The sequence below is a fragment of the Micromonospora sp. NPDC007208 genome, assembly GCF_042869175.1.
GTDB lineage: Bacteria > Actinomycetota > Actinomycetes > Mycobacteriales > Micromonosporaceae > Micromonospora > Micromonospora foliorum.
In genome coordinates this window covers 31,591-50,518 of sequence record NZ_JBIAFG010000008.1, presented here as the reverse complement: position 1 = coordinate 50,518, position 18,928 = coordinate 31,591, and the positions used below count along the sequence as shown (strand labels likewise).

Genomic DNA, 18,928 nt, shown 5'->3' with positions numbered 1-18,928 from the left:
ACTCCTTGGTGCTCAGATCAGGGCGGGTTCGGGGTGGGCCGGCTCGCTGGGCGGTGCCGGTGGGCGGCCGAGCGCCGGGTCGGCCGCGCCGCGTCTGGCGTGCCGGGCGAGCAGCACCCAGTTGGTGACGGCGAGGGCGCCCAGCAGCAGGCTGAACCCGATCAGCGAGGCGAGCATCAGCGGTGCGCTGACCGGGGAGACGGCCTGCTCGGTGGGGAGCAGTCCGTACGCCACCCAGGGTTGGCGGCCGACCTCCCGGGAGATCCAGCCGAGGATCACCGCGACGAACGGCAGCGGCAGGGCGAGCAGGAGCAGCCAGAGCGGGAAGCGCAGTCGGATGATCCAGTCCCGGAAGAGCAGTGGCAGCAGGAGCCAGACGCAGCCGAGGGTGAAGCCGATCAGGATCATGAAGCCCAGCCCGACGCTGGCCAGCACCGGCGGCGTGTAGTCGCCGGGGCCGAACCGCGCGGTCCACTCGGCGATCAGCGCCTGGGCCTCCGGGCCGTCGCCGCCGAACTTGGTCGGCTGCACCGCGCCGACCGGGCCGAACTGGGCGAAACCGAAGCCCTGCACCATCGTGATGGCCAGTGCCGCGGTGACCAGGCCGATCCGGAGCGAGGTGCGGAAGAGCGCGAAGTCCGGGGTACGCCGGAGCAGGTGCCCGGCGCTGACCGCCGCCATCAGCATCCCGCCGACCAGCAGCGCCGCCGAGACCACGTGCCCGAAGGCCATGCCGAGGCTGGGGTTGGTGAGCAGCGCGCCGAAGTCGGTGAGGTGGGCGATCCCGTCGCGGACCTCGTAACCGACCGGGTTCTGCAGCCAGGAGTTGGCCACCATGATCCAGAACGCCGAGGCGTACGCGGTGATCGCCACGCCCCAGAGCAACGCGAGGTGGACGCCCTTGCCAAGTCGGTGCCAGCCGAAGATCCACATCCCGAGGAACGTGGACTCCAGGAAGAACGCCACAAGCGTCTCGATGGCCAGGGGCGCCCCGAAGACATTGCCGACGTAGCGCGACAGGCCACTCCAGTTCAGCCCGAACTGGAACTCCATCACGATCCCGGTGGCGATGCCGAGCACGTAGTTGATCACGTAGAGCTGGCCCCAGTAGCGCGTCAGCCGCTCCCACTTCGGGTTGCGGGTGAGCACCCAGGCGGTCTGCATGCCGACCAGCAGGGTGACCAGCCCGAGCGTGACGACCACGAACAGGAAGTGGATCGAGGTCGTGGTGGCGAATTGCAGGCGGGCGAGGAGCAGGGTGTCCATGACAAGCCCTCCCTAGCGTTGGCTCCCTTATCGTAGCCACCCTACACGTAGCATCGCTACATGTCCGCCTACTACGTCTTGTCGTAGGCAACACTACTACGCCACGTAGTATCTGAGGAAGATCGCGCTCGATCCTGGATGTAGTGGTCTCGCGGCCCCGGGATGCCCCTCGATCCAGGATCGAGCGCGATCTTGCGAGGGGTGCGCGGGCGAGGGCGCGCGGTGCGGAGGTGCGCGGCGCAGGGTGCGCGCGGCACGGCCCTGCCACGGCGGCCCCGGCCGCGGCGGCTCAGTGGTGCCTTGTGGGTGTCAGTTCAGGAACAGGGTGATCGGGAGGGCGACCAACGTGGTGGCGACCGCCAGGGCGGTGGCACCGAGCACCCGGGGCGGTCGGTCGCTGACCAGTAGGCGCTGCACCCGTACGTCGAGATCCCGGTCGCCCATGCCGAGCGCGCCGGCCGGGGTGATCCGGTGCCCGGCGGCGGCGAACCGGCGTAGCGCCCCCGCCAGCGGGGCTTCGGCGTGCAGCTCGCGGGCCTTGTCGTCGGCGCGCATCTCGACCAGCAGGGCGACCCGCTCGTGCGCGTCGCGCACCCAGCCGAACCACGGCAGCGCCCGGCACAGCGCCGTGAACGGCAGCAGCACCAGGTCGTGCCGCTCGTGGGCGTGCGCCCGCTCATGGCTGAGTACCGCGGCCAGCTCGGCCCGGTCCAGCAGGCTCAGGGTGCCGGCGCTGACCACCACCTGCGGCTTCACGCCCGGCAGGCAGTACGCGGCGGCGCTCGGATGATCCAGCACCAGCGCGCCCGGCGCGGCCGGGTCGTTTCGGGCGACCAGGGAGAGCAGGTCCCGGTGGCGACGCTGGGCGCGGACGGTGCCGTGGATGCTGCGCACCGTCGTGGTGACCAGCACCGCCCCGATGCCGAAGCCCACGCCGACGCCGGCCAGGTGGAACGTGCCCACCCCGATCGGGAGGGCTCCGTGGGCGAGGTCGTTGGCCAGGGCGAGCAGTGCGCTACCGGTCGGCCGGCCGTACGCGCTCAACCCGAGCGCCATCGGCAGGCCCATCGCCGAGAGACCCAACGCCAGCCCGACGGCCTGCCAGCAGACGATCGCCACCCGGGGGCTGCGCCACGTCCAGGTGGAACGGGCCAACACCTGGGCGGTCAGATAGCAGGCCAGCATCGTGGCGGCGAAGTGCACGGCGTAGGCCATGGCGTTCGCCCTACCGCTCCGCTGCCTCGCCGGCGGGTCGTCGGCCCGCCGGCCCGTCCACCCGATCGGTCAGGGCGTCGGCCCCGCCCGCGTCGCCACCGGTGGAGCCCGGCCCGGTCAGGCCGGCCTCGCTGCCCAGAGCCGCCCGCAACACCTCGGCCTCGGTGCCGGTCACCGAGCGGGCGAACCGCACCAGCGCGGCGTCCCGGCTGCCACCCAGGTCGAGGGCGTCGAGCATGAGTTGCGCGATGTGCGCCTCGCGGCTGGCGGCCGGCCGGTACCGCCAGGCCCGACCCTCCCGCTCCCGTTGCACCATGCCCTTGCCGGCGAGCCGGTCCAGCACCGTCATCACCGTGGTGTACGCCAGCTCACGACCATCGAGCGCGTCGGCCACCTCGCGCACGGTCACTCCGTCCGACGTGCCGGGAACCACGTCCCACAGCACGTCCATCACCGCACGCTCAAGATCGCCCAACCGAGTCACAAACCAATCCTACCCCCGGTAGTAGACCCCCCACCCACCCAGCCGCCCCCACCCGCCGTCCCAGCGGTGATCATGAGGTTGACCGGCTTGACGGAGATCAAACACCCCGCCAACCCCATGATCACCAGCCAGGATCGGCGGGGCGGTACAAGATCCGGACAAGAACAGGGATGGTGCTGCCTCCGAGGCGCTGGAGGCAGCAACATCCCTGAAGTTGCGCAAATCTTGACCGCGCCGCCGGCGCCGCCCGGCAACCCGACCCGAGGCAATACCCCTGAGCTGAACCACCCGGCGAACCCGGCCCACGTGAGGGTTTTCCGGGGGAGCCCGACCACGCAGGGATCAAGCCTGACCGCCCGGAGTGGGCGGGCTCCCCCGGAAAACCCAAAGGCCGAGCAAAGACGATCACACCCCCTTGGGGTGCCACACCGTCTTCGTCTCCAGCAGCGCCGTCATCCGATCCAGGCCCGGGTCGACCGACCAGTCGTGGTCGGCCGGGGCCGGTCGGAGCACCCGCTTGAGGTTCTCCGCCGCCTTGACCTCCAGGTCGGTGGCGAGCGCGGCGTCGGTGACCCCGGTCAGGTCGATCGCGTTGACGTCCATGTGCGCGGCCAACGTCGGGGCGGTCTCGGTGATCGCGCCGGTGAGGATGTTGACCACGCCGCCGGGCAGGTCGGAGGTGGCCAGCACCTCGGCCAGCGTCACCGCCGCCAGCGGCTCACTCGGGGAGGCCGCCACCACCACGGTGTTGCCGGTGACGATCGCCGGGGCGATAACGCTGACCAGGCCGAGCAGCGCGGGGCGCTCCGGGGCGACCACCGCGACCACGCCGGTCGGCTCGGGCGCGGAGATGTTGAAGTACGGGCCGGCGACCGGGTTGGCGCCGCCGTACACCTGGGCGACCTTGTCGGCCCAGCCGGCGTACCAGACCCAGCGGTCGACCGCGGCGTCCACCTCGTCGCCGGGGATGCCCAGGGCGACGAACTGCTCGCGGCGGCCCTCCAGCATCTCGGCGGCCCGGTAGAGGATCTGACCCCGGTTGTACGCGGTCGCCCCGGCCCAGCCCTTGACGGCGGCGCGGGCGGCGACCACCGCGTCCCGGGCGTCCTTGCGGGAGGCCAGTGACACATTCGAGGACTGCACGAGATACGACCGTCCCGACTCGCTGCGCGGGAACTTCCCGCCGATGAAGAGCTTGTACGTCTTGCGTACCGCGACCCGCTCAGACATTGAGGTAGCCCTCCAGCCCGTGCCGGCCGCCCTCGCGACCGTAGCCCGACTCCTTGTACCCACCGAACGGCGAGGTGGGGTCGAACTTGTTGAAGGTGTTGGCCCAGACGACGCCGGCGCGCAGCCGGTCGGCCATCCACAGGATCCGGGAGCCCTTGTCGGTCCAGATCCCGGCCGACAGCCCGTACGGCGTGTTGTTGGCCTTCTCCACGGCCTCGGCCGGGGTGCGGAAGGTGAGCACCGACAGCACCGGGCCGAAGATCTCCTCGCGGGCGATCCGGTGTGCCTGGGTGACGCCTGTGAAGATGGTCGGCGCGAACCAGAAGCCCCGGTCGGGCAGGTCGCACGGCGGTGACCAGCGCTCGGCGCCCTCGGCGGAGCCGGCGTCGGACAGCTCGCGGATCCGCTCCAGCTGGGCGGCCGAGTTGATCGCGCCGACGTCGGTGTTCTTGTCCAGTGGGTCGCCGACCCGCAGTTGGGCCATGCGTCGCTTCAGCGACTCCAGCACCCGGTCGGCGACGTTCTCCTGGACCAGCAGTCGGGAGCCGGCGCAGCAGACGTGCCCCTGGTTGAAGAAGATGCCGTTGACGATGCCCTCGACGGCCTGGTCGATGGGCGCGTCGTCGAAGACGATGTTGGCGGCCTTGCCGCCGAGCTCCAGGGTGAGCTTCTTGCGGGTGCCGGCGACCGACCGGGCGATGGCCCGGCCCACGTCGGTGGAGCCGGTGAAGGCGACCTTGTTGACATCCGGGTGCTCGACCAGCGCCCGGCCGGTGTCGCCGGCGCCGGTGAGGATGTTGACCACACCGGCCGGCAGTTCGGCCTGCTGGCAGATCTCGGCGAAGAGCAGCGCGGTCAGTGGGGTGGTCTCGGCCGGCTTCAGCACCACCGTGTTGCCCGCGGCGAGCGCCGGGGCGATCTTCCAGGCCAGCATGAGCAGCGGGAAGTTCCACGGGATGACCTGCGCGGCCACGCCGATGGGGCGCGGGTTCGCGCCGAAGCCAGCGTGTTCCAGCTTGTCGGCCCAGCCCGCGTAGTAGAAGAAGTGCGCGGCGACCAGCGGCAGGTCGACGTCGCGGCTCTCCCGGATCGGCTTGCCGTTGTCAAGCGATTCGAGGACGGCCAGCTCGCGGGAGCGCTCCTGGATGAGCCGGGCGATCCGGTACAGGTACTTCGCCCGGTCCCGGCCCGGCATCGGACCCCAGACCTTGTCGTACGCCTTCCGGGCGGCGCGCACCGCGCGTTCCACGTCCTGGGCGCCGGCCTCGGCGACCTCGGCCAGCACCTCCTCGGAGGCGGGGTTGATCGACTTGAAGCTGCCACCGTCGGTCGGGTCGACGAACGTACCGTCGATGAACAGCCCGTACGAGGGTTTGAGGTCCACCACCGAGCGGGACTCGGGGGCGGGGGCGTATTCGAACATCGGCTATCAGTCCAGGGTGAAGTAGTCGGGACCGGAGTAGGTGCCGGTCGTCAGCTTGGTGCGCTGCATCAGCAGGTCATTGAGCAGGCTGGACGCGCCGAAGCGGAACCAGTCCGGGTCGAGCCAGTCCGGGCCGACGGTCTCGTTGACCATCACCAGGTACTTGATCGCGTCCTTGGTGGTCTTGATGCCACCGGCGGGCTTCACGCCCACCTGCCGCCCGGTCGCCTCGCGGAAGTCGCGGACCGCTTCCAGCATCACCAGGCTCACCGGCATCGTCGCCGCGATCGGGACCTTGCCGGTGGAGGTCTTGATGAAGTCGCCGCCGGCCAGCATGGCCAGCCAGGAGGCCCGCCGGACGTTGTCGTAGGTGGCCAGCTCGCCGGTCTCCAGGATCACCTTGAGGTGGGCGTCCCCGGAGGCTTCCTTGGTGGCCACGATCTCGTCGTAGACCTCCTTGTAGCGCCCGGCCAGGAACGCGCCCCGGTTGATCACCATGTCGATCTCGTCGGCGCCGGCCGCGACGGCGGCCCGGGTGTCGGCCAGCTTGATCTCCAACGGCGCCTGACCCGACGGGAACGCGGTCGCCACGCTGGCCAGGTGCACTGCGCTTCCGCGCAGCACCTCGGCCACGTACGGGACCATGGCCGGGTAGACGCAGACCGCGCCGACGTGCGGGCAGGACGGGTCGGCCGGGTCCGGGCGGAGGGCCTTCGCGGCGAGCGCGCGCACCTTGCCCGGGGTGTCCGCCCCTTCCAGGGTGGTCAGGTCGACCATCCGGATCGCCAGGTCGATCGCCTGGGCCTTGGCGGTGGTCTTGATGGAGCGGGTGCCGAGCTGTGCCGCCCGCTGCTCCGCGCCGACCTGGTCCACGCCGGGCAGGCCGTGCAGGAAGGTCCGCAGAGCGGTCTCGGATCGTCCCAGCTCGGAGAGCTCCGACCGGGCCGACGTCGTTGTCGCCGTCATGCCGAGAAGTCTACGCACGGGACCGCCGAGTGATCTTGCTCACGAGCGCTCGGTGACGCTCCGACGTGAGCGGCGTCCCTGGTCCGACCGCACCCGCACCGCCGCGCGCTACGGACCGGTAGGTTGAGCGATCGTGGACGTACACGTCATTGACCACCCGCTGGCCCAGTCCAGGTTGACCGCCATGCGGGACGCGCGCACCGATTCCTCGACGTTCCGGGCGGCGCTGCACGAACTGACCACCATGCTGGTGTACGAGGCGGCGCGCTCCTTCCCCGTCGAGCGGTACCCGGTGCAGACGCCGGTCACCGGCACCGAGGGCACCCGGCTGGCCAACCCGCCGCTGCTGGTCCCGGTGCTGCGCGCCGGGCTGGGCATGGCGGACGCCGCGCTGGGCCTGCTGCCCGAGTCCTCGATGGGGTTCGTGGGCCTGGCCCGCGACGAGGCGACCTACGAGCCTCGCGCGTACATGGAGTCGCTGCCGCGTGACCTGGCCGGGCTGCCGGTGCTGGTGCTCGACCCGATGCTGGCCACCGGCGGTTCGCTAGAGCACTGCTGCCAGCTGCTGGCCGACCGCGGCTGCACCGACATCACAGTGCTCTGTGTGCTCGCCGCCCCGGTCGGCATCGAGCGGCTGGAGCGCTCCGGCCTGCCGTTGCGACTGGTCACGGCCTCGATCGACGAGGGGCTCAACGAACGCATGTTCATCGTCCCCGGGCTCGGCGACGCCGGTGACCGCCAGTTCGGTGGCATGCCCCGCTTCTGAGGTGATACCCGGTCGGTGCCGGGTCCGGCGGGTCCGTGCGCGGGGTGCGCGGACCCGCTAGCGTCTGCGGCCATGACTGGTGTTGCGCTCGCCGAGGAGTTGTTGCTCCTCGCCTACGACGACACGACCGGCAAGGCGACCATGCCGCGGATCAGCCTGGACCTGGGCATGGCCGCCGCGGTGCTGGTCGAGCTGGCCCTGGCCGGCCGGATCGCGTACGCCGACGGATCCCTGACGGTGATCGACCCGACGCCGACCGGCGAGCCGTTCAGCGACGACGTCCTCAGCCGGATGGCCGCGGACACCCCGCACACCCCGGCGTCCTGGGTGCAGCGTCTGCGGCACCGCCTGCGCGACCGGATCCTCGCCGACCTGTGCCGGCAGGGCGTCGTCCGGGACATCGACGAGACCGAGCTGGGCTTCATCCACGTGCACCGTTACCCGGTCGTGGACACCTCCGTCGAGGCGGAGACCCGGCAGCGGCTGGCCGAGGCACTGACCGGTGCGGCAGCCCCGGACGAGCGGACCGCGGCGCTGGCCACCCTGGTCGTGGTGCTCCGGATGGAGTCCGCGCTCGGGGTGAGCGGCGAGGCCGCCGCCGACGCCCGCCGCCGGTTGGAGGAGATCGCCACCGGCGCCGGGTTCTCCGGCGAGGTGAGCACCGACGACTCGGTGGTCCGCCCGTCGGTCGGCCTGGTCGTGGCCGCCCTGGCCCGGGCCGTCGACCAGGCCCTCGGGCCGCGCCGCTGACGTCAGATGCCGAGGGCGGCGCTGACCTCGGCGCGCAGCGCGGCGACGGCCGACGCCGCCCTGCTGCGGGCCGCCTGGACGTCACCGTCCATGACCGGTTCCACCACCTCGAGGTACGCCTTGAGCTTCGGCTCGGTCCCGGACGGGCGGATCACCACCCGGGCCACCGCGGTACGCAGGATCACCACGTCCGACTCGGGCAGCAGGTCCCGGACGCTGTCCACCGGCTGCCCGAGCAGGGTGGCCGGGGTGACCGCCCGGATCCGGGCCATCGCGTCGGCGATGACCCGCAGGTCGTCCACCCGGGCGGAGAGCTGGTCGGTGTGGTGCACGCCGAACTCGGCGGCCAGCTCGTCCAGCCGGTCGGTCAACGTACGACCCCGCGACTTCAGGCCGGCGGCCAGCTCCGCCACGGTGAGCGCGGCGGTAATGCCGTCCTTGTCCCGGACGTGTTCTGGGGCGACGCAGTAGCCCAGCGCCTCCTCGTAGCCGAAGACCAGCGGCGCGCTCCCGCCGCCGGCCCGCACGATCCACTTGAAGCCGGTCAGCGTCTCGTCGTAGGGAAGGCCCCGGGCCGCGCACATCGCCCGCAGGAGTGACGACGACACGATGGTGGTGGCGTAGAGCCCGGTCACCCCCCGACGCATCAGGTGGTCGGCGAGCAGGACACCCACCTCGTCGCCGCGCAGCATCCGCCAGCCGTCGCGGTCGTCCCGGACGACCACGGCGCAACGGTCGGCGTCCGGGTCGTTGGCGATGGCGAGGTCCGCGCCGGTGGAGTCGGCCAGGGCGATCAGCCGGTCCACCGCACCCGGCTCCTCCGGGTTGGGGAACGACACGGTGGGGAACGCCGGGTCCGGCTCGGCCTGGTCCGGCACCACCCCGGGGGTCGGGAAACCAGCGCGGGCGAAGGCGGCGGTGAGCACCGCCGCGCCCACCCCGTGCAGCGGGGTGTACGCCACCGTCAGATCCCGTGGCCCGTCCGGGTCGATCACCGCGGTGGCCCGTTCGACGTATGAGGCGACCAGGTCGTCGCCGAGGACCTGACCGGGCTCGCCCAGCGGCACCTGGGTCAGCGGCCCGACCGACCGGATGGCTGCCTCGATGCCGGCGTCGGCGGGGGGCACGATCTGCGCGCCCGCGCCCAACTCGCCACCCAGCTCCGCGCCCAGGTAGACCTTGTAGCCGTTGTCCTGCGGCGGGTTGTGGCTGGCCGTGACCATCACTCCGGCCACACCGCCGAGGTGCCGCACGGCGTACGCCAGCACCGGGGTGGGCAGCGGGCGGGGCAGCAGCAGCGCCGGACGACCAGCGCCGGTGGCCACCTGGGCGGTGCGCTCGGCGAACTGCCGGGAGCCGTGCCGGGCGTCGTACCCGATCACCAGCGGGCCGGTGCCACCCTGGGCCGCGAGCCAGGTGACCAGGCCGGCAGCGGCCTGGGTGACCACGGCGAGGTTCATGCCGTTCGGGCCGGCGCGCAGCGGGCCGCGCAGGCCCGCCGTGCCGAAGGTCAGCGGCCCGGCGAACCGGTCGGCCAGCTCCGGGGCGCTCACCGGCAGCCGGTCGAGCACCGCCGTCAGCTCGTCCCGGCTGACCGGGTCGGGGTCGTCGGCCAACCAGCGCCGAGCTTGCTCGCGAATGTCGTCGATGTCAGTGGTGTCCGCCGCCATGCCCCTTGATAGCACGGCGACGGATCACCCCTGTGGGTTCCCTCCGGCTCAGCCGTTCCCGGTGAGCTGGAACGTCCGCGCCATCTCGTCGAAGATCGGCTTGCTCTCCGCGAACTTGGCGTCCGTGGCGGTGAGGTAGAACGAGTACGCCTTGCCGTCCTGCGCCACGCCCCGCCAGACGCCGTGCCGCATCACGTCACCCTCGCCGCAGGTGTACTCGAATTCGGCGGCCGGCTTGCTGGCCAACTCGGTCTCGGTGGAGGAGATCTGGTTGTACGGCTTGACGCAGGAGGTGCTCCTGGTCTTGAGGCCGTTCTCGGCCGTCTCCGCCCAGCGGACGGAGCTGCTGGACCACTTCTCGGTGATGATGCGGACCTTGCGGCCGCTGTCCTGCGGGTCGATGTAGTCGGTGTACGAGCCGCCGGTGGCCTTCTTCCAGCCCTTCGGCACCATGACCTGGATCCCGCGGCCCGTGTGCTCCTGCATCTCGACGGTGGGCGCCGCCGGGGCGGACGCGGTGGGCTGCGCCGCCGGCGTGCTCGGCGGGGTGTCCTCGCCGCCGGAGAGCGCCACCGCGGTGAGCAGCAGCACGACGACCAACCCGCCGGCCGCGGCGAGCTGCACCTTGCGCGGCCAGCCCTTGACCGTGGTGACGAGCTGACCACCGGTGGCCCGAACCTTGTCCAGGGCGCTGCCGCCCGAAGCGGCGGGCGTGGTGGCCCAGGGCTGGCCGGTGCCCGGCACCGACCACTGGTTGCCGCCGCCGTAGGTGCCGCCGATGCGCTGGGTGGCCTCCGGGGCGCCGCCGTACCCGACCTGCTGGGTGGCATCGGCCGGGTTGCCGTAGCTGACCCGCTGGGTGGCGTCGGGGTGCCCGCCGGCGTCCACCCGCTGGGTGGCGTCCGCGTTGCCGCCGTAGGTGCGCCCGGCCGCCGGTCGGCCGGGGGCCGGCATCGCGCCGGTCGGCGTGTGCAGTGGGCCGGCCAACGCGTCGGCGCTGGTCTCGTCGAGCCCCCCGGTGGCACCGGCCGCGCGAGCTGCCTGGGGGCGCTCGCCGCGACGCAGCGCGGCCAGCCGGTCGGTCAGGGACTCACCCGGGGCCAGCATCGCCGGGCCACCGATCTGGCTGTCCGGTTTCGGTTCCGGCTGGGGCGGCGGGAGGACGGGAATGGGGCGCTGCTGCACCGGCACCACGGCGTACGGGTCGGTGACCGAGTGCACGGCCGTCGCCGTGCTGCCCAGCGGGCCGGCGAGCAACTCGCGCAGCATGGCCCGGGAGGTGTGCACGTCGAGTCGGCGCGCCGGGTCCTTTTCCAGCAGACCCATCAGCACCCGGGTCAGCGGGCCGCTGCGCTGCGGCGGGGCGGGCGGGTCCTCCACCACGGCGTGCATGGTCTCGATCGGGTCGCCCTTGTCGAACGGGGGCCGTCCCTCGACCGCGGTGTAGAGCGTCACACCCAGCGAGAAGAGATCGCTCGGCGGGCCGAACTCCTGGCCCATGGCCCGCTCGGGCGAGATGAAGTGCGGCGAGCCGAGCACCATGCCGGGGGTGGTGAGCTGCACGTCGGTGGGCATCCGGGCGACCCCGAAGTCGGTCAGCACGCAGCGCCCGTCGGTGCAGATCAGCACGTTTGCGGGTTTGACGTCGCGGTGCAGCACGCCGATCGCGTGCGCGACCTCCAACGCGCCGAGCAGCGCGATGCCGATCTTGGCGACGGCGCGGGGCGCGACCGGCCCGTCCTCGATCACCATGTCGGCGAGGCTGCGGGCGTCCAGCAGCTCCATCACGATCCACGGCCGACCGGCCTCGGTGACCACGTCGTACACCTGCACGACCGCGGGGTGCTGGATGGCGGCGGCGGCACGGGCCTCGCGCAGGGTGCGTTCGTACATCGCGTCGCGGTCGCTGGGGGCCAGCCCCGGAGGCAGGACGACCTCCTTCACCGCCACGTCACGGCGCAGCAGCGTGTCTGTGGCGCGCCACACCGTGCCCATGCCGCCGTTGCCCACCGAGGACCGCAGCGAGTACCGGCCACCAATGGTGGTGCCGGGCGCCGCTCGTCCGTTGGCGGGACTAACTGGTCCGCCGCTCCACGTCGGGATCTGAGTCACAGAAAAGCCACCGGGGGAAATCGAGGGGGGCTGGGACACAACCCCCCTATCTTGCTGGTTCCGACGCCCGATGCGAAAGCCGACGCGACGGACGTTTATCGAAGTCGACAGAACGTGCCCTGTCGTTCACCTGGTGTCGACCGGTCGGGACGCACTGTGCGGTATCCCTCACCCGACGACGTGGCCAGGCGTCTTACCATCCGGGGATGAACCAACGGCGGTCAAGTGAGTCCGGTTTCCCGATCAACGGCGTCTACACGGAGGCCGACCTTCCGGAGGAACTGGACTCACGGCTCGGCAGCCCGGGCGAGTTCCCGTACACCAGGGGTGTCTACCCCACCATGTACACCTCCCGCCCGTGGACCATGCGTCAGTACGCCGGCTTCGGCACCGCCACCGAGTCCAACGCGCGGTACCACCAGCTGTTGCGGGCCGGCACGATGGGGCTCTCGGTCGCGTTCGACCTGCCGACCCAGATGGGCTACGACTCCGACGAGCCGATCGCGCACGGCGAGGTCGGCAAGGTGGGCGTCGCGATCGACTCCATCGAGGACATGCGGCTGCTCTTCGCCGACATCCCGCTGGACAAGGTGTCCACCTCGATGACCATCAACGCGCCCGGGTCGGTGCTGCTGCTGCTCTACCAGCTCGTCGCCGAGGAGAACGGGGTGCCGGGCACGGCGCTCAACGGCACCATCCAGAACGACATCCTCAAGGAGTACATCGCCCGGGGGACGTACATCTTCCCGCCGAAGCCGTCGCTGCGCCTGGTGGCCGACACGTTCGCGTACTGCCGCAAGGAGGTGCCGAAGTGGAACACCATCTCCATCTCCGGCTACCACATGGCGGAGGCCGGCGCGACGCCCGCGCAGGAGATCGCGTTCACCCTGGCCAACGGTGTCGAGTACGTACGGGCGGCGTTGGCCGCCGGGCTCGCCGTCGACGACTTCGCGCCCCGGCTGTCGTTCTTCTTCGTGGCCCGCACCACGCTGCTGGAGGAGGTGGCGAAGTTCCGCGCCGCCCGGCGGATCTGGGCCCGGCTGATGCGGGACGACTTCGGCGCCAAGGATCCGAAGTCGATGATGCTGCGGTTCCACACCCAGACCGCGGGCGTGCAGCTCACCGCGCAGCAGCCGGAGGTGAACCTGGTCCGGGTCGCGGTGCAGGGGTTGGCCGCCGTGCTCGGCGGCACCCAGTCGCTGCACACCAACAGCTTCGACGAGGCGATCGCGCTGCCCACCGAGAAGGCGGCCCGGCTCGCGCTGCGTACCCAGCAGGTGCTGGCGTACGAGACGGACCTGACGGCCACTGTCGACCCGTTCGCCGGCTCGTACGTGGTGGAGGCGATGACCGCCGAGATCGAGGCCGCCGCCGTCGAGTTGATGGAGCGGGTGGCCGACCACGGCTCGGCGGTGGACGCGATCGAGGCCGGGTTCCAGAAGCGGGAGATCGAGCAGTCCGCATACCGGATCGCCCAGGAGATCGACTCGGGGGAGCGGGTGGTGGTCGGGCTCAACAGGTTCACCGTGGACGAGGAGGAGCCGTACGAGCCGCTGCGGGTCGACCCGACGATCGAGGCGGCCCAGGCCGACCGGCTGGCGCGGCTGCGCTCCGAGCGGGACGCCGACGCGGTGGCGCGGTCGCTCGCTGGTCTTCGGGCCGCCGCCGAGGGCACCGAGAACGTGCTGTACCCGATGAAGGAGGCGCTGCGGGCCCGGGCGACCGTGGGTGAGGTCTGCGGGACGCTGCGCGAGGTGTGGGGGTTGTACCGGCCCACCGACCGCTTCTGAGCGTTTGGCCGCGACTGCGGCTGACCGCCCGGCCCGCGACTGCGGCCCCGGTGCGCGGTGTGTCCGGTGGGTTCAACGGGTATCCGGTCGGTTGAGCCGGGACGCACACCGTGTGCGCCCACGGTGTGTGGGTGCGTGTGAGCGTCCTTATCCGGCTCGTTGCGGAGTGTGGTCGGCTAATTGTCGGAGTGTCAGTTCACCACCCCGACTAATGCGACAATTTGGCAACGGGTCTCCGACTGGCGACGGGATTCGGGACCGCCGCGATCGGTTACGCGTTGTAGGAGGTGAGGGGCTGATGACGGCGTTCGACCGTGATCTACCTGCTGTCCCCCGCCTCGACGAGCGCCCCCAGCAGGGCATACGTGACTCTGCGCGGTCTGATCATTACCGTAACGAGGTTGCGCAGCGTCACCGTCGGAGGTCTAGGCTGTCTGCTGTCCCCGATGATCCATCCATTCCTAGTGATCGAGAATTCGACGTGACGAGTGCGTTGACGCTGCCCACGGGTGGCCTGCTGGCGTCGTCCTGGCCGGAGACGCCGCCCGGCTCCCAGCCCCTGCCCCGCGAGCTGGACCACCTCCTCGCGCTCCGGGTACCGGGGCTGATCGCTACGCGCCGTCACCTCCACTCGCACCCTGAGCTGTCCGGCAACGAGTTCGAGACCGCCGCGCTGATCGCCCGGGAGCTGTCGCTGGCCGGGCTGAACCCGCGTCTGCTGCCCAAGGGCAACGGCGTGATCTGCGACGTCAACGGCAGGCCGGACGGCCCGGTCGTGGCGCTGCGCGCCGACATCGACGCCCTGCCGCTGGACGACCCCAAGGACGTGCCGTACCGGTCGACCGTGGAGGGCGTCTGCCACGCCTGCGGGCACGACGTGCACACCTCGATCCTGCTCGGCGTCGGCATGCTGCTGGCCCAGCTCGCCGACCTCGGCGAGCTGGACGGCCGGGTCCGGCTGATCTTCCAGCCGGCCGAGGAGATCCTGCCCTGCGGCTCGCTGGAGGTCATCGAGGCCGGCGGCCTGGACGACGTGGTGCAGATCTTCGCGCTGCACTGCGACCCGAACCTGCCGGTGGGCCAGGTCGGCCTGCGGGTCGGCCCGATCACCGCCGCCGCCGACAACGTGACCGTCCGACTCTCCGGCCCGGGCGGGCACACCGCCCGCCCGCACCTGACCGTCGACATGGTCGACGCGCTCGGTCGGCTGATCACCGAGGTGCCCGCCCTGGTCAGCCGCCGGGTGCCGGCCAACAGCGGCCTGCTGCTGGTCTTCGGCCACGCCTCGGCCGGCACCCGCTACAACGTCATCCCGTCCGAGGCGAGCGCCTCCGGCACCCTCCGGGTGATGGACCGCGACACCTGGGAGCAGGCGCCCAAGATCGTCGCTCAGGTGGTGCGGGACGTGATCGCACCGACCGGTGCCACTGTCGACCTGGAATACCTGCGCGGCCGGCCGCCGGTGTGCAACGACTCCCACGCCATCCAGGTGCTGACCGCCGCCACCGCCGCCGCACTCGGCCCGGACGGGATCGCCGAGACACCGCAGAGCATGGGCGGCGAGGACTTCTCCTGGTACCTGGAGTACGTCCCCGGCGCCCTCGCCCGGCTCGGCGTGGGTCGCTCCGGCCCCAACGTCGACCTGCACCGCGCGAGCTTCGACGTGGACGAGCGGGCCATCCCGGTCGGCGTCCGCGTCATGGTGCAGACCGCGTTGCGGGCACTGGCGGCGGCGCGCTGACCGGCGCGACCAGAGCTGGGGACTTGCGCCGTCGGCGCAGCACCACCAGCAGCACCGCCAGCGGTACGCCGAGCGCCACCAACCACGGCAGCAGCGCGCCCAGCACCGTGAGCAGGACGGTCATCGAGACGACGAAGGCCTTCCAACCGCCCCTGAGCCCGACCAGGAACCCGGTCTCGGCCTCCTCGTCGGTGGCCTTCGCCGCCGGACCGGCCAGCGACACGGTGATCGTGGAGAGGGCGGTCAGGTCGGCCAGGCGTCGCTTCTTGGCCTCCAGCGAGGCCAGGTCGGCCTCCCGGCGACCCAACTCGTTTTCCAGCGACACCAGGTCGGTGATCGAGGTGGCCCGGGCCAGCAACCGGCGGGCGCTCTCCACCCGGGCCCGCTGACTGGTGATCCGCGCGTCCAGGTCGACGGTCTCCTCGGTGACGTCCTGAGTGTTGATCTCCCGGCTCTGCTGCCGACCGAGTTTCGCCATCTCCTCCACCACGTCGGTGAACTTCGCCGCCGGCACCCGTAGCTCCAGCTCCGCCACCGCGTCGTCATCGTCGGCACTGCGCCGCTCGTCGCCGCCGACGAAGCCGCCGGCCCGGGTGGCCACTGCAGCGGCCTCGCGGGCCGCCGAGTCCACATCGTTCACCTGCACCCGCATCGTTCCGGTGTAGATGATCGCCCGCTGGTCGACCCGCAGGTCCGGCGCTCCCGCCCCGGCCCCCTCCGGTGCGCCCGCGGCGGCGTCCCGGCCCGCCTCGCCGCCGTTGGCCGCCGGCGCCTCGGCCGCCGAGTCAGCGTTGTCCCGTGCTCCGCTGTCGCCGGCACCGCACCCCGTCACCGCCAGCGCCGCCGCCAGTGTCGTCGCCGCCAGCAGCGCACCGCGGCGTCGTCCCACCTGTCCGTCCATCCCCGCTCCCATCGTCGTCAACCGGTGTGGCGATAGCTCGGACGCGACGCGCACGCCGGCTGGTTCCGGCAGACTGCGCTGAGGACGTCACGATTCGATAATCGAGGAGTCACGATGCGGCTCACCAAGTACGCCCACTCCTGCCTTCGGGTGGAACACGACGGGGGAGTGCTCGTCGTCGACCCCGGAGTGTTCAGCGACGCCGAGGCGGCGCTGGACGGTGCGGACGCGGTGCTGATCACCCACGAACACCCCGACCACCTCGACCTGGCGGCGGTGCGCCTCCAGCTCGACCGACAGCCGTTCCCGATCCACGGGCCCGCCTCCCTCGCCGGAACCCTGGGCGACGCGGCCGACGTGCTGCGCCCGGTCGGCGTCGGTGAGTCGTTCACCGCCGCGGGTGTGGCGGTGCGCGCCTACGGGGGGCGGCACGCCGTGATCCACCCCGACATCCCGGTGGTCGACAACCTCGGATACCTGATCAACGACGTGGTCTACCACCCGGGCGACGCCCTGGTGGTGCCCGACGAGACACCCGTCGACACGCTCTTCGCGCCGATCCACGCCCCGTGGTCGAAGTTCTCCGAGGTGGTCGACTTCATCCGCGCGGTCGCGCCGCGGCGCGCGTACGCCCTGCACGACGCTTTGCTCAACGACAAGGGGCTGGGCGTGCTCGACCGGCAGTACAGCGCGCTGTCCGGCACCGAATACCAGCGCCTGGAGCCCGGCAGCCGGGTGGACGTCTGACCCGATGCCCGGCCTCTCCGCGGAGCTGGTGCAGCAGCTCTACCGCACACCACCGGACCGGTTCGTGGCCGCCCGGGACGCCGCCGTGGCCGAGGCCCGCCGGGCCGGCGACCCGACCACCGCCCGCCAACTGGCTCGGCTGCGTCGCCCGACGGTGGCCGCCTGGCTGGTGAACCTGCTCGCCATCCGACGTCCGGAGCTGGTCGCCGATCTGGTGCAGCTCGCCGACGCCCTGCGGGTCGCCCAGCGGGAGCTGCGTGGGCCTCGACTGCGGGAGCTGTCCGCGCAGCGCCGGGCGGTGGTCGGTGCCCTGGTCGTCGAGGTCCGCAAGCTCGCCGCGGCCGAGCCGGACGCGCCACCGGCGAGCCGGCTGCCCCTGGCCGAGGTGGAGGCGACGCTGAACGCGGCGTTCTCCGACGTCGAGGTCGCCGAGCAGGTGCGGGCGGGCCGGCTGCTGCGGGCGGCCAGCTACGCCGGCTTCGGTGAGGTGCCCCGGCCACAACTGCGGCTGGTCACTGGCGACGACGAGGAACGCGAAGAGGAACGCCCGGCCCGCCGCCCCGGCCCCCAGCGGGGCCGTCCCGAGGCGACGCCCCGCACGGACCGGGCGGCCGAGCGCGCCGAGCAGGCCGCACAGCGGGCGGCCCGGGCCGAGCGGGCCCGGCAGCGCCGCGCCCTGGATCGGGAGCTGGCGAAGGCCCAGGCCGACCAGGAGCGGGCCGAGGCCGAGCTGACCGAGGCGACCGGCCAGGAGCGCGACGGTGCGGCCGTACTCGATGGTCTTGAGGCCGAGCTGGCCGAGCTGGAGCGGCGGCGCGCGGTCGCCGAGCAGGATCTCAGCCGGGCCAAGCTCGCCCGGCGTGCCGCCGAGCGGGCGGTCACCGTGGCCCGGCGGCGCGCCGGTGAGGTCGAGGCGGCGGTCGAGGCACTCGCGGCCGAAGAGGGGAATGCGGACGCGGGCGGTGGCGCGGCAGACTGACCATCGATGGACGACGACGAGTGTGCGGGTCGTACACGGCGGGTGGCCCCGGGTCGGGGCGTGGTCGTGGTCGGCGGGTCGGGTTGCCCGACGGGGGCACCGCGGTGACTCCGGAGCAGGTCGCGGCCGCCAGCAAGCCCGTCGTGCTCGACCTGGGTGACGCCTTCAGCCGGGACCCGACCACGTTGCGGCGGGCCCGCCTGCTCGGCATCTCCGGCTGGGCCTTCTACATCAGTGGCCGGGCCGGCGCGCTCGGCGATGTGCGGGCCGAGACGGCCGCCGCCGCCCTCGGGTTCATCGCCCCGGACGCGGTCGCCGACGGTTGGGACGCCGCCGCCCGGGTCGTCCCGCCGTTCGAGGTGGCCGCCGCGAGCCTCGCCGAATGCTGCCGGTGGGGGGCGCAGCAGCTCGGCCCCCTGCCCGACACCGAGCGCCTGTCGGCGCTCGTCGAGCGGGCCGTGGTGGCGGCGGAGGCCAGTGGTATGCCGCTCTTCGCCGCGTGGCGGGCCATGCCGCTTCCGGATCTCTCGCCCGGGGCCCGTAGCGCCGCCGGGCTGCGGCTGCTCCGGGAACACTTCACCGGCGCCTACCTGCTGGCGGTACGCGCCGCCGGGATGACCCCGCTGGAGGCGGTGCTGGCCGGGCCGGAGGGCGAGGCCGGGGCGGTGGCCTGCGGCTGGCCGCCGCCGTACCCGCCGATCGGGCCGCTGGTGCGCCGCCGACTCTGGGCGGAGGCGGTGACCAACCGGTTGGCCGCGCCGGCGTTCACGGCCCTCGGTCCCGCCGACGGCGCGGAGTTGGTGGAGTTGCTGCACCGCACCCGGGCCGACCTCGGCTGAGCCTCCCGCCAGAAAGGGCCAGCCTTCCGCCGCCTAGAAAATAGGCGGC

The 18,928-nt window shown here is 72.3% G+C and carries 16 protein-coding genes; 7 read left to right on the top strand and 9 right to left on the bottom strand.

What is annotated here, in order from left to right; all coding sequences use genetic code 11:
• Positions 1–12: 12 nt before the first annotated feature.
• The 6 genes from ACFYL6_RS17845 to deoC all read right to left on the bottom strand — a co-directional run bounded on the left by ACFYL6_RS17845 (position 13) and on the right by deoC (position 6,584).
• Positions 13–1,266, bottom strand: a complete 1,254-nt coding sequence (locus tag ACFYL6_RS17845) for a cytochrome ubiquinol oxidase subunit I (RefSeq protein WP_387172340.1) — start codon at positions 1,264–1,266, stop codon at positions 13–15.
• Between the two features lie 309 nt (positions 1,267–1,575).
• Positions 1,576–2,481 (bottom strand): M56 family metallopeptidase, encoded by a 906-nt coding sequence (locus ACFYL6_RS17840; protein WP_387172338.1) that lies wholly within the window; start codon positions 2,479–2,481, stop codon positions 1,576–1,578.
• Positions 2,482–2,491: 10 nt separating this feature from the next.
• Positions 2,492–2,965, bottom strand: a complete 474-nt coding sequence (locus ACFYL6_RS17835; RefSeq protein ID WP_091394501.1) for a BlaI/MecI/CopY family transcriptional regulator — start codon at positions 2,963–2,965, stop codon at positions 2,492–2,494.
• A gap of 405 nt (positions 2,966–3,370) precedes the next feature.
• Positions 3,371–4,195, bottom strand: a complete 825-nt coding sequence (locus tag ACFYL6_RS17830; RefSeq protein WP_387172337.1) for an aldehyde dehydrogenase family protein — start codon at positions 4,193–4,195, stop codon at positions 3,371–3,373.
• Complete coding sequence (locus ACFYL6_RS17825) at positions 4,188–5,618, bottom strand: aldehyde dehydrogenase family protein (protein ID WP_387172335.1); 1,431 nt, start codon at positions 5,616–5,618, stop codon at positions 4,188–4,190. Before ACFYL6_RS17825 ends, ACFYL6_RS17830 begins: the two co-directional genes overlap by 8 nt.
• 6 nt (positions 5,619–5,624) lie before the next feature.
• The gene (gene deoC, locus ACFYL6_RS17820; RefSeq protein WP_091394490.1) at positions 5,625–6,584 is read right to left on the bottom strand and encodes a deoxyribose-phosphate aldolase; all 960 of its coding nucleotides are present in this window, start codon (positions 6,582–6,584) and stop codon (positions 5,625–5,627) included.
• Positions 6,585–6,717: 133 nt separating this feature from the next.
• Here deoC and upp point away from each other — a divergent pair, with 133 nt between their 5' ends.
• Both upp and ACFYL6_RS17810 read left to right on the top strand, forming a co-directional pair.
• Positions 6,718–7,350 (top strand): uracil phosphoribosyltransferase, encoded by a 633-nt coding sequence (upp, locus tag ACFYL6_RS17815; protein ID WP_387172333.1) that lies wholly within the window; start codon positions 6,718–6,720, stop codon positions 7,348–7,350.
• 72 nt (positions 7,351–7,422) lie between these two features.
• Positions 7,423–8,100 (top strand): GPP34 family phosphoprotein, encoded by a 678-nt coding sequence (locus ACFYL6_RS17810; RefSeq protein ID WP_387172331.1) that lies wholly within the window; start codon positions 7,423–7,425, stop codon positions 8,098–8,100.
• A 2-nt stretch (positions 8,101–8,102) separates the two neighbouring features.
• On the opposite strand, the gene ACFYL6_RS17805 is transcribed toward ACFYL6_RS17810, so the two are convergent.
• Together ACFYL6_RS17805 and ACFYL6_RS17800 are read right to left on the bottom strand one after the other, a co-directional pair.
• Positions 8,103–9,770, bottom strand: a complete 1,668-nt coding sequence (locus tag ACFYL6_RS17805; RefSeq protein ID WP_387172329.1) for a phospho-sugar mutase — start codon at positions 9,768–9,770, stop codon at positions 8,103–8,105.
• Positions 9,771–9,818: 48 nt separating this feature from the next.
• Positions 9,819–11,882 (bottom strand): serine/threonine-protein kinase, encoded by a 2,064-nt coding sequence (locus ACFYL6_RS17800; protein WP_387172328.1) that lies wholly within the window; start codon positions 11,880–11,882, stop codon positions 9,819–9,821.
• Between the two features lie 206 nt (positions 11,883–12,088).
• Between ACFYL6_RS17800 and ACFYL6_RS17795 the strand changes: the two genes are divergently transcribed.
• Both ACFYL6_RS17795 and ACFYL6_RS17790 read left to right on the top strand, forming a co-directional pair.
• Positions 12,089–13,672, top strand: coding sequence for a methylmalonyl-CoA mutase (locus tag ACFYL6_RS17795; RefSeq protein ID WP_387172326.1), 1,584 nt, complete (start codon positions 12,089–12,091; stop codon positions 13,670–13,672).
• A 481-nt stretch (positions 13,673–14,153) separates the two neighbouring features.
• On the top strand, positions 14,154–15,413 hold the full coding sequence (locus ACFYL6_RS17790) for an amidohydrolase (RefSeq protein ID WP_387172324.1): 1,260 nt from the start codon (positions 14,154–14,156) through the stop codon (positions 15,411–15,413).
• Here ACFYL6_RS17790 and ACFYL6_RS17785 read toward each other — a convergent pair.
• Positions 15,370–16,335 (bottom strand): DUF4349 domain-containing protein, encoded by a 966-nt coding sequence (locus ACFYL6_RS17785; RefSeq protein WP_387172322.1) that lies wholly within the window; start codon positions 16,333–16,335, stop codon positions 15,370–15,372. The genes ACFYL6_RS17790 and ACFYL6_RS17785 overlap by 44 nt on opposite strands.
• Positions 16,336–16,428: 93 nt before the next feature.
• On the opposite strand from ACFYL6_RS17785, the gene ACFYL6_RS17780 reads away from it, so the two are divergent.
• From ACFYL6_RS17780 to ACFYL6_RS17770, 3 genes are all read left to right on the top strand, one after another.
• Positions 16,429–17,061, top strand: a complete 633-nt coding sequence (locus tag ACFYL6_RS17780; RefSeq protein WP_387172321.1) for an MBL fold metallo-hydrolase — start codon at positions 16,429–16,431, stop codon at positions 17,059–17,061.
• A 4-nt stretch (positions 17,062–17,065) separates the two neighbouring features.
• Complete coding sequence (locus ACFYL6_RS17775; protein ID WP_387172319.1) at positions 17,066–18,040, top strand: hypothetical protein; 975 nt, start codon at positions 17,066–17,068, stop codon at positions 18,038–18,040.
• Between the two features lie 104 nt (positions 18,041–18,144).
• Positions 18,145–18,879, top strand: a complete 735-nt coding sequence (locus ACFYL6_RS17770) for a hypothetical protein (RefSeq protein ID WP_387172318.1) — start codon at positions 18,145–18,147, stop codon at positions 18,877–18,879.
• Positions 18,880–18,928: the final 49 nt, after the last annotated feature.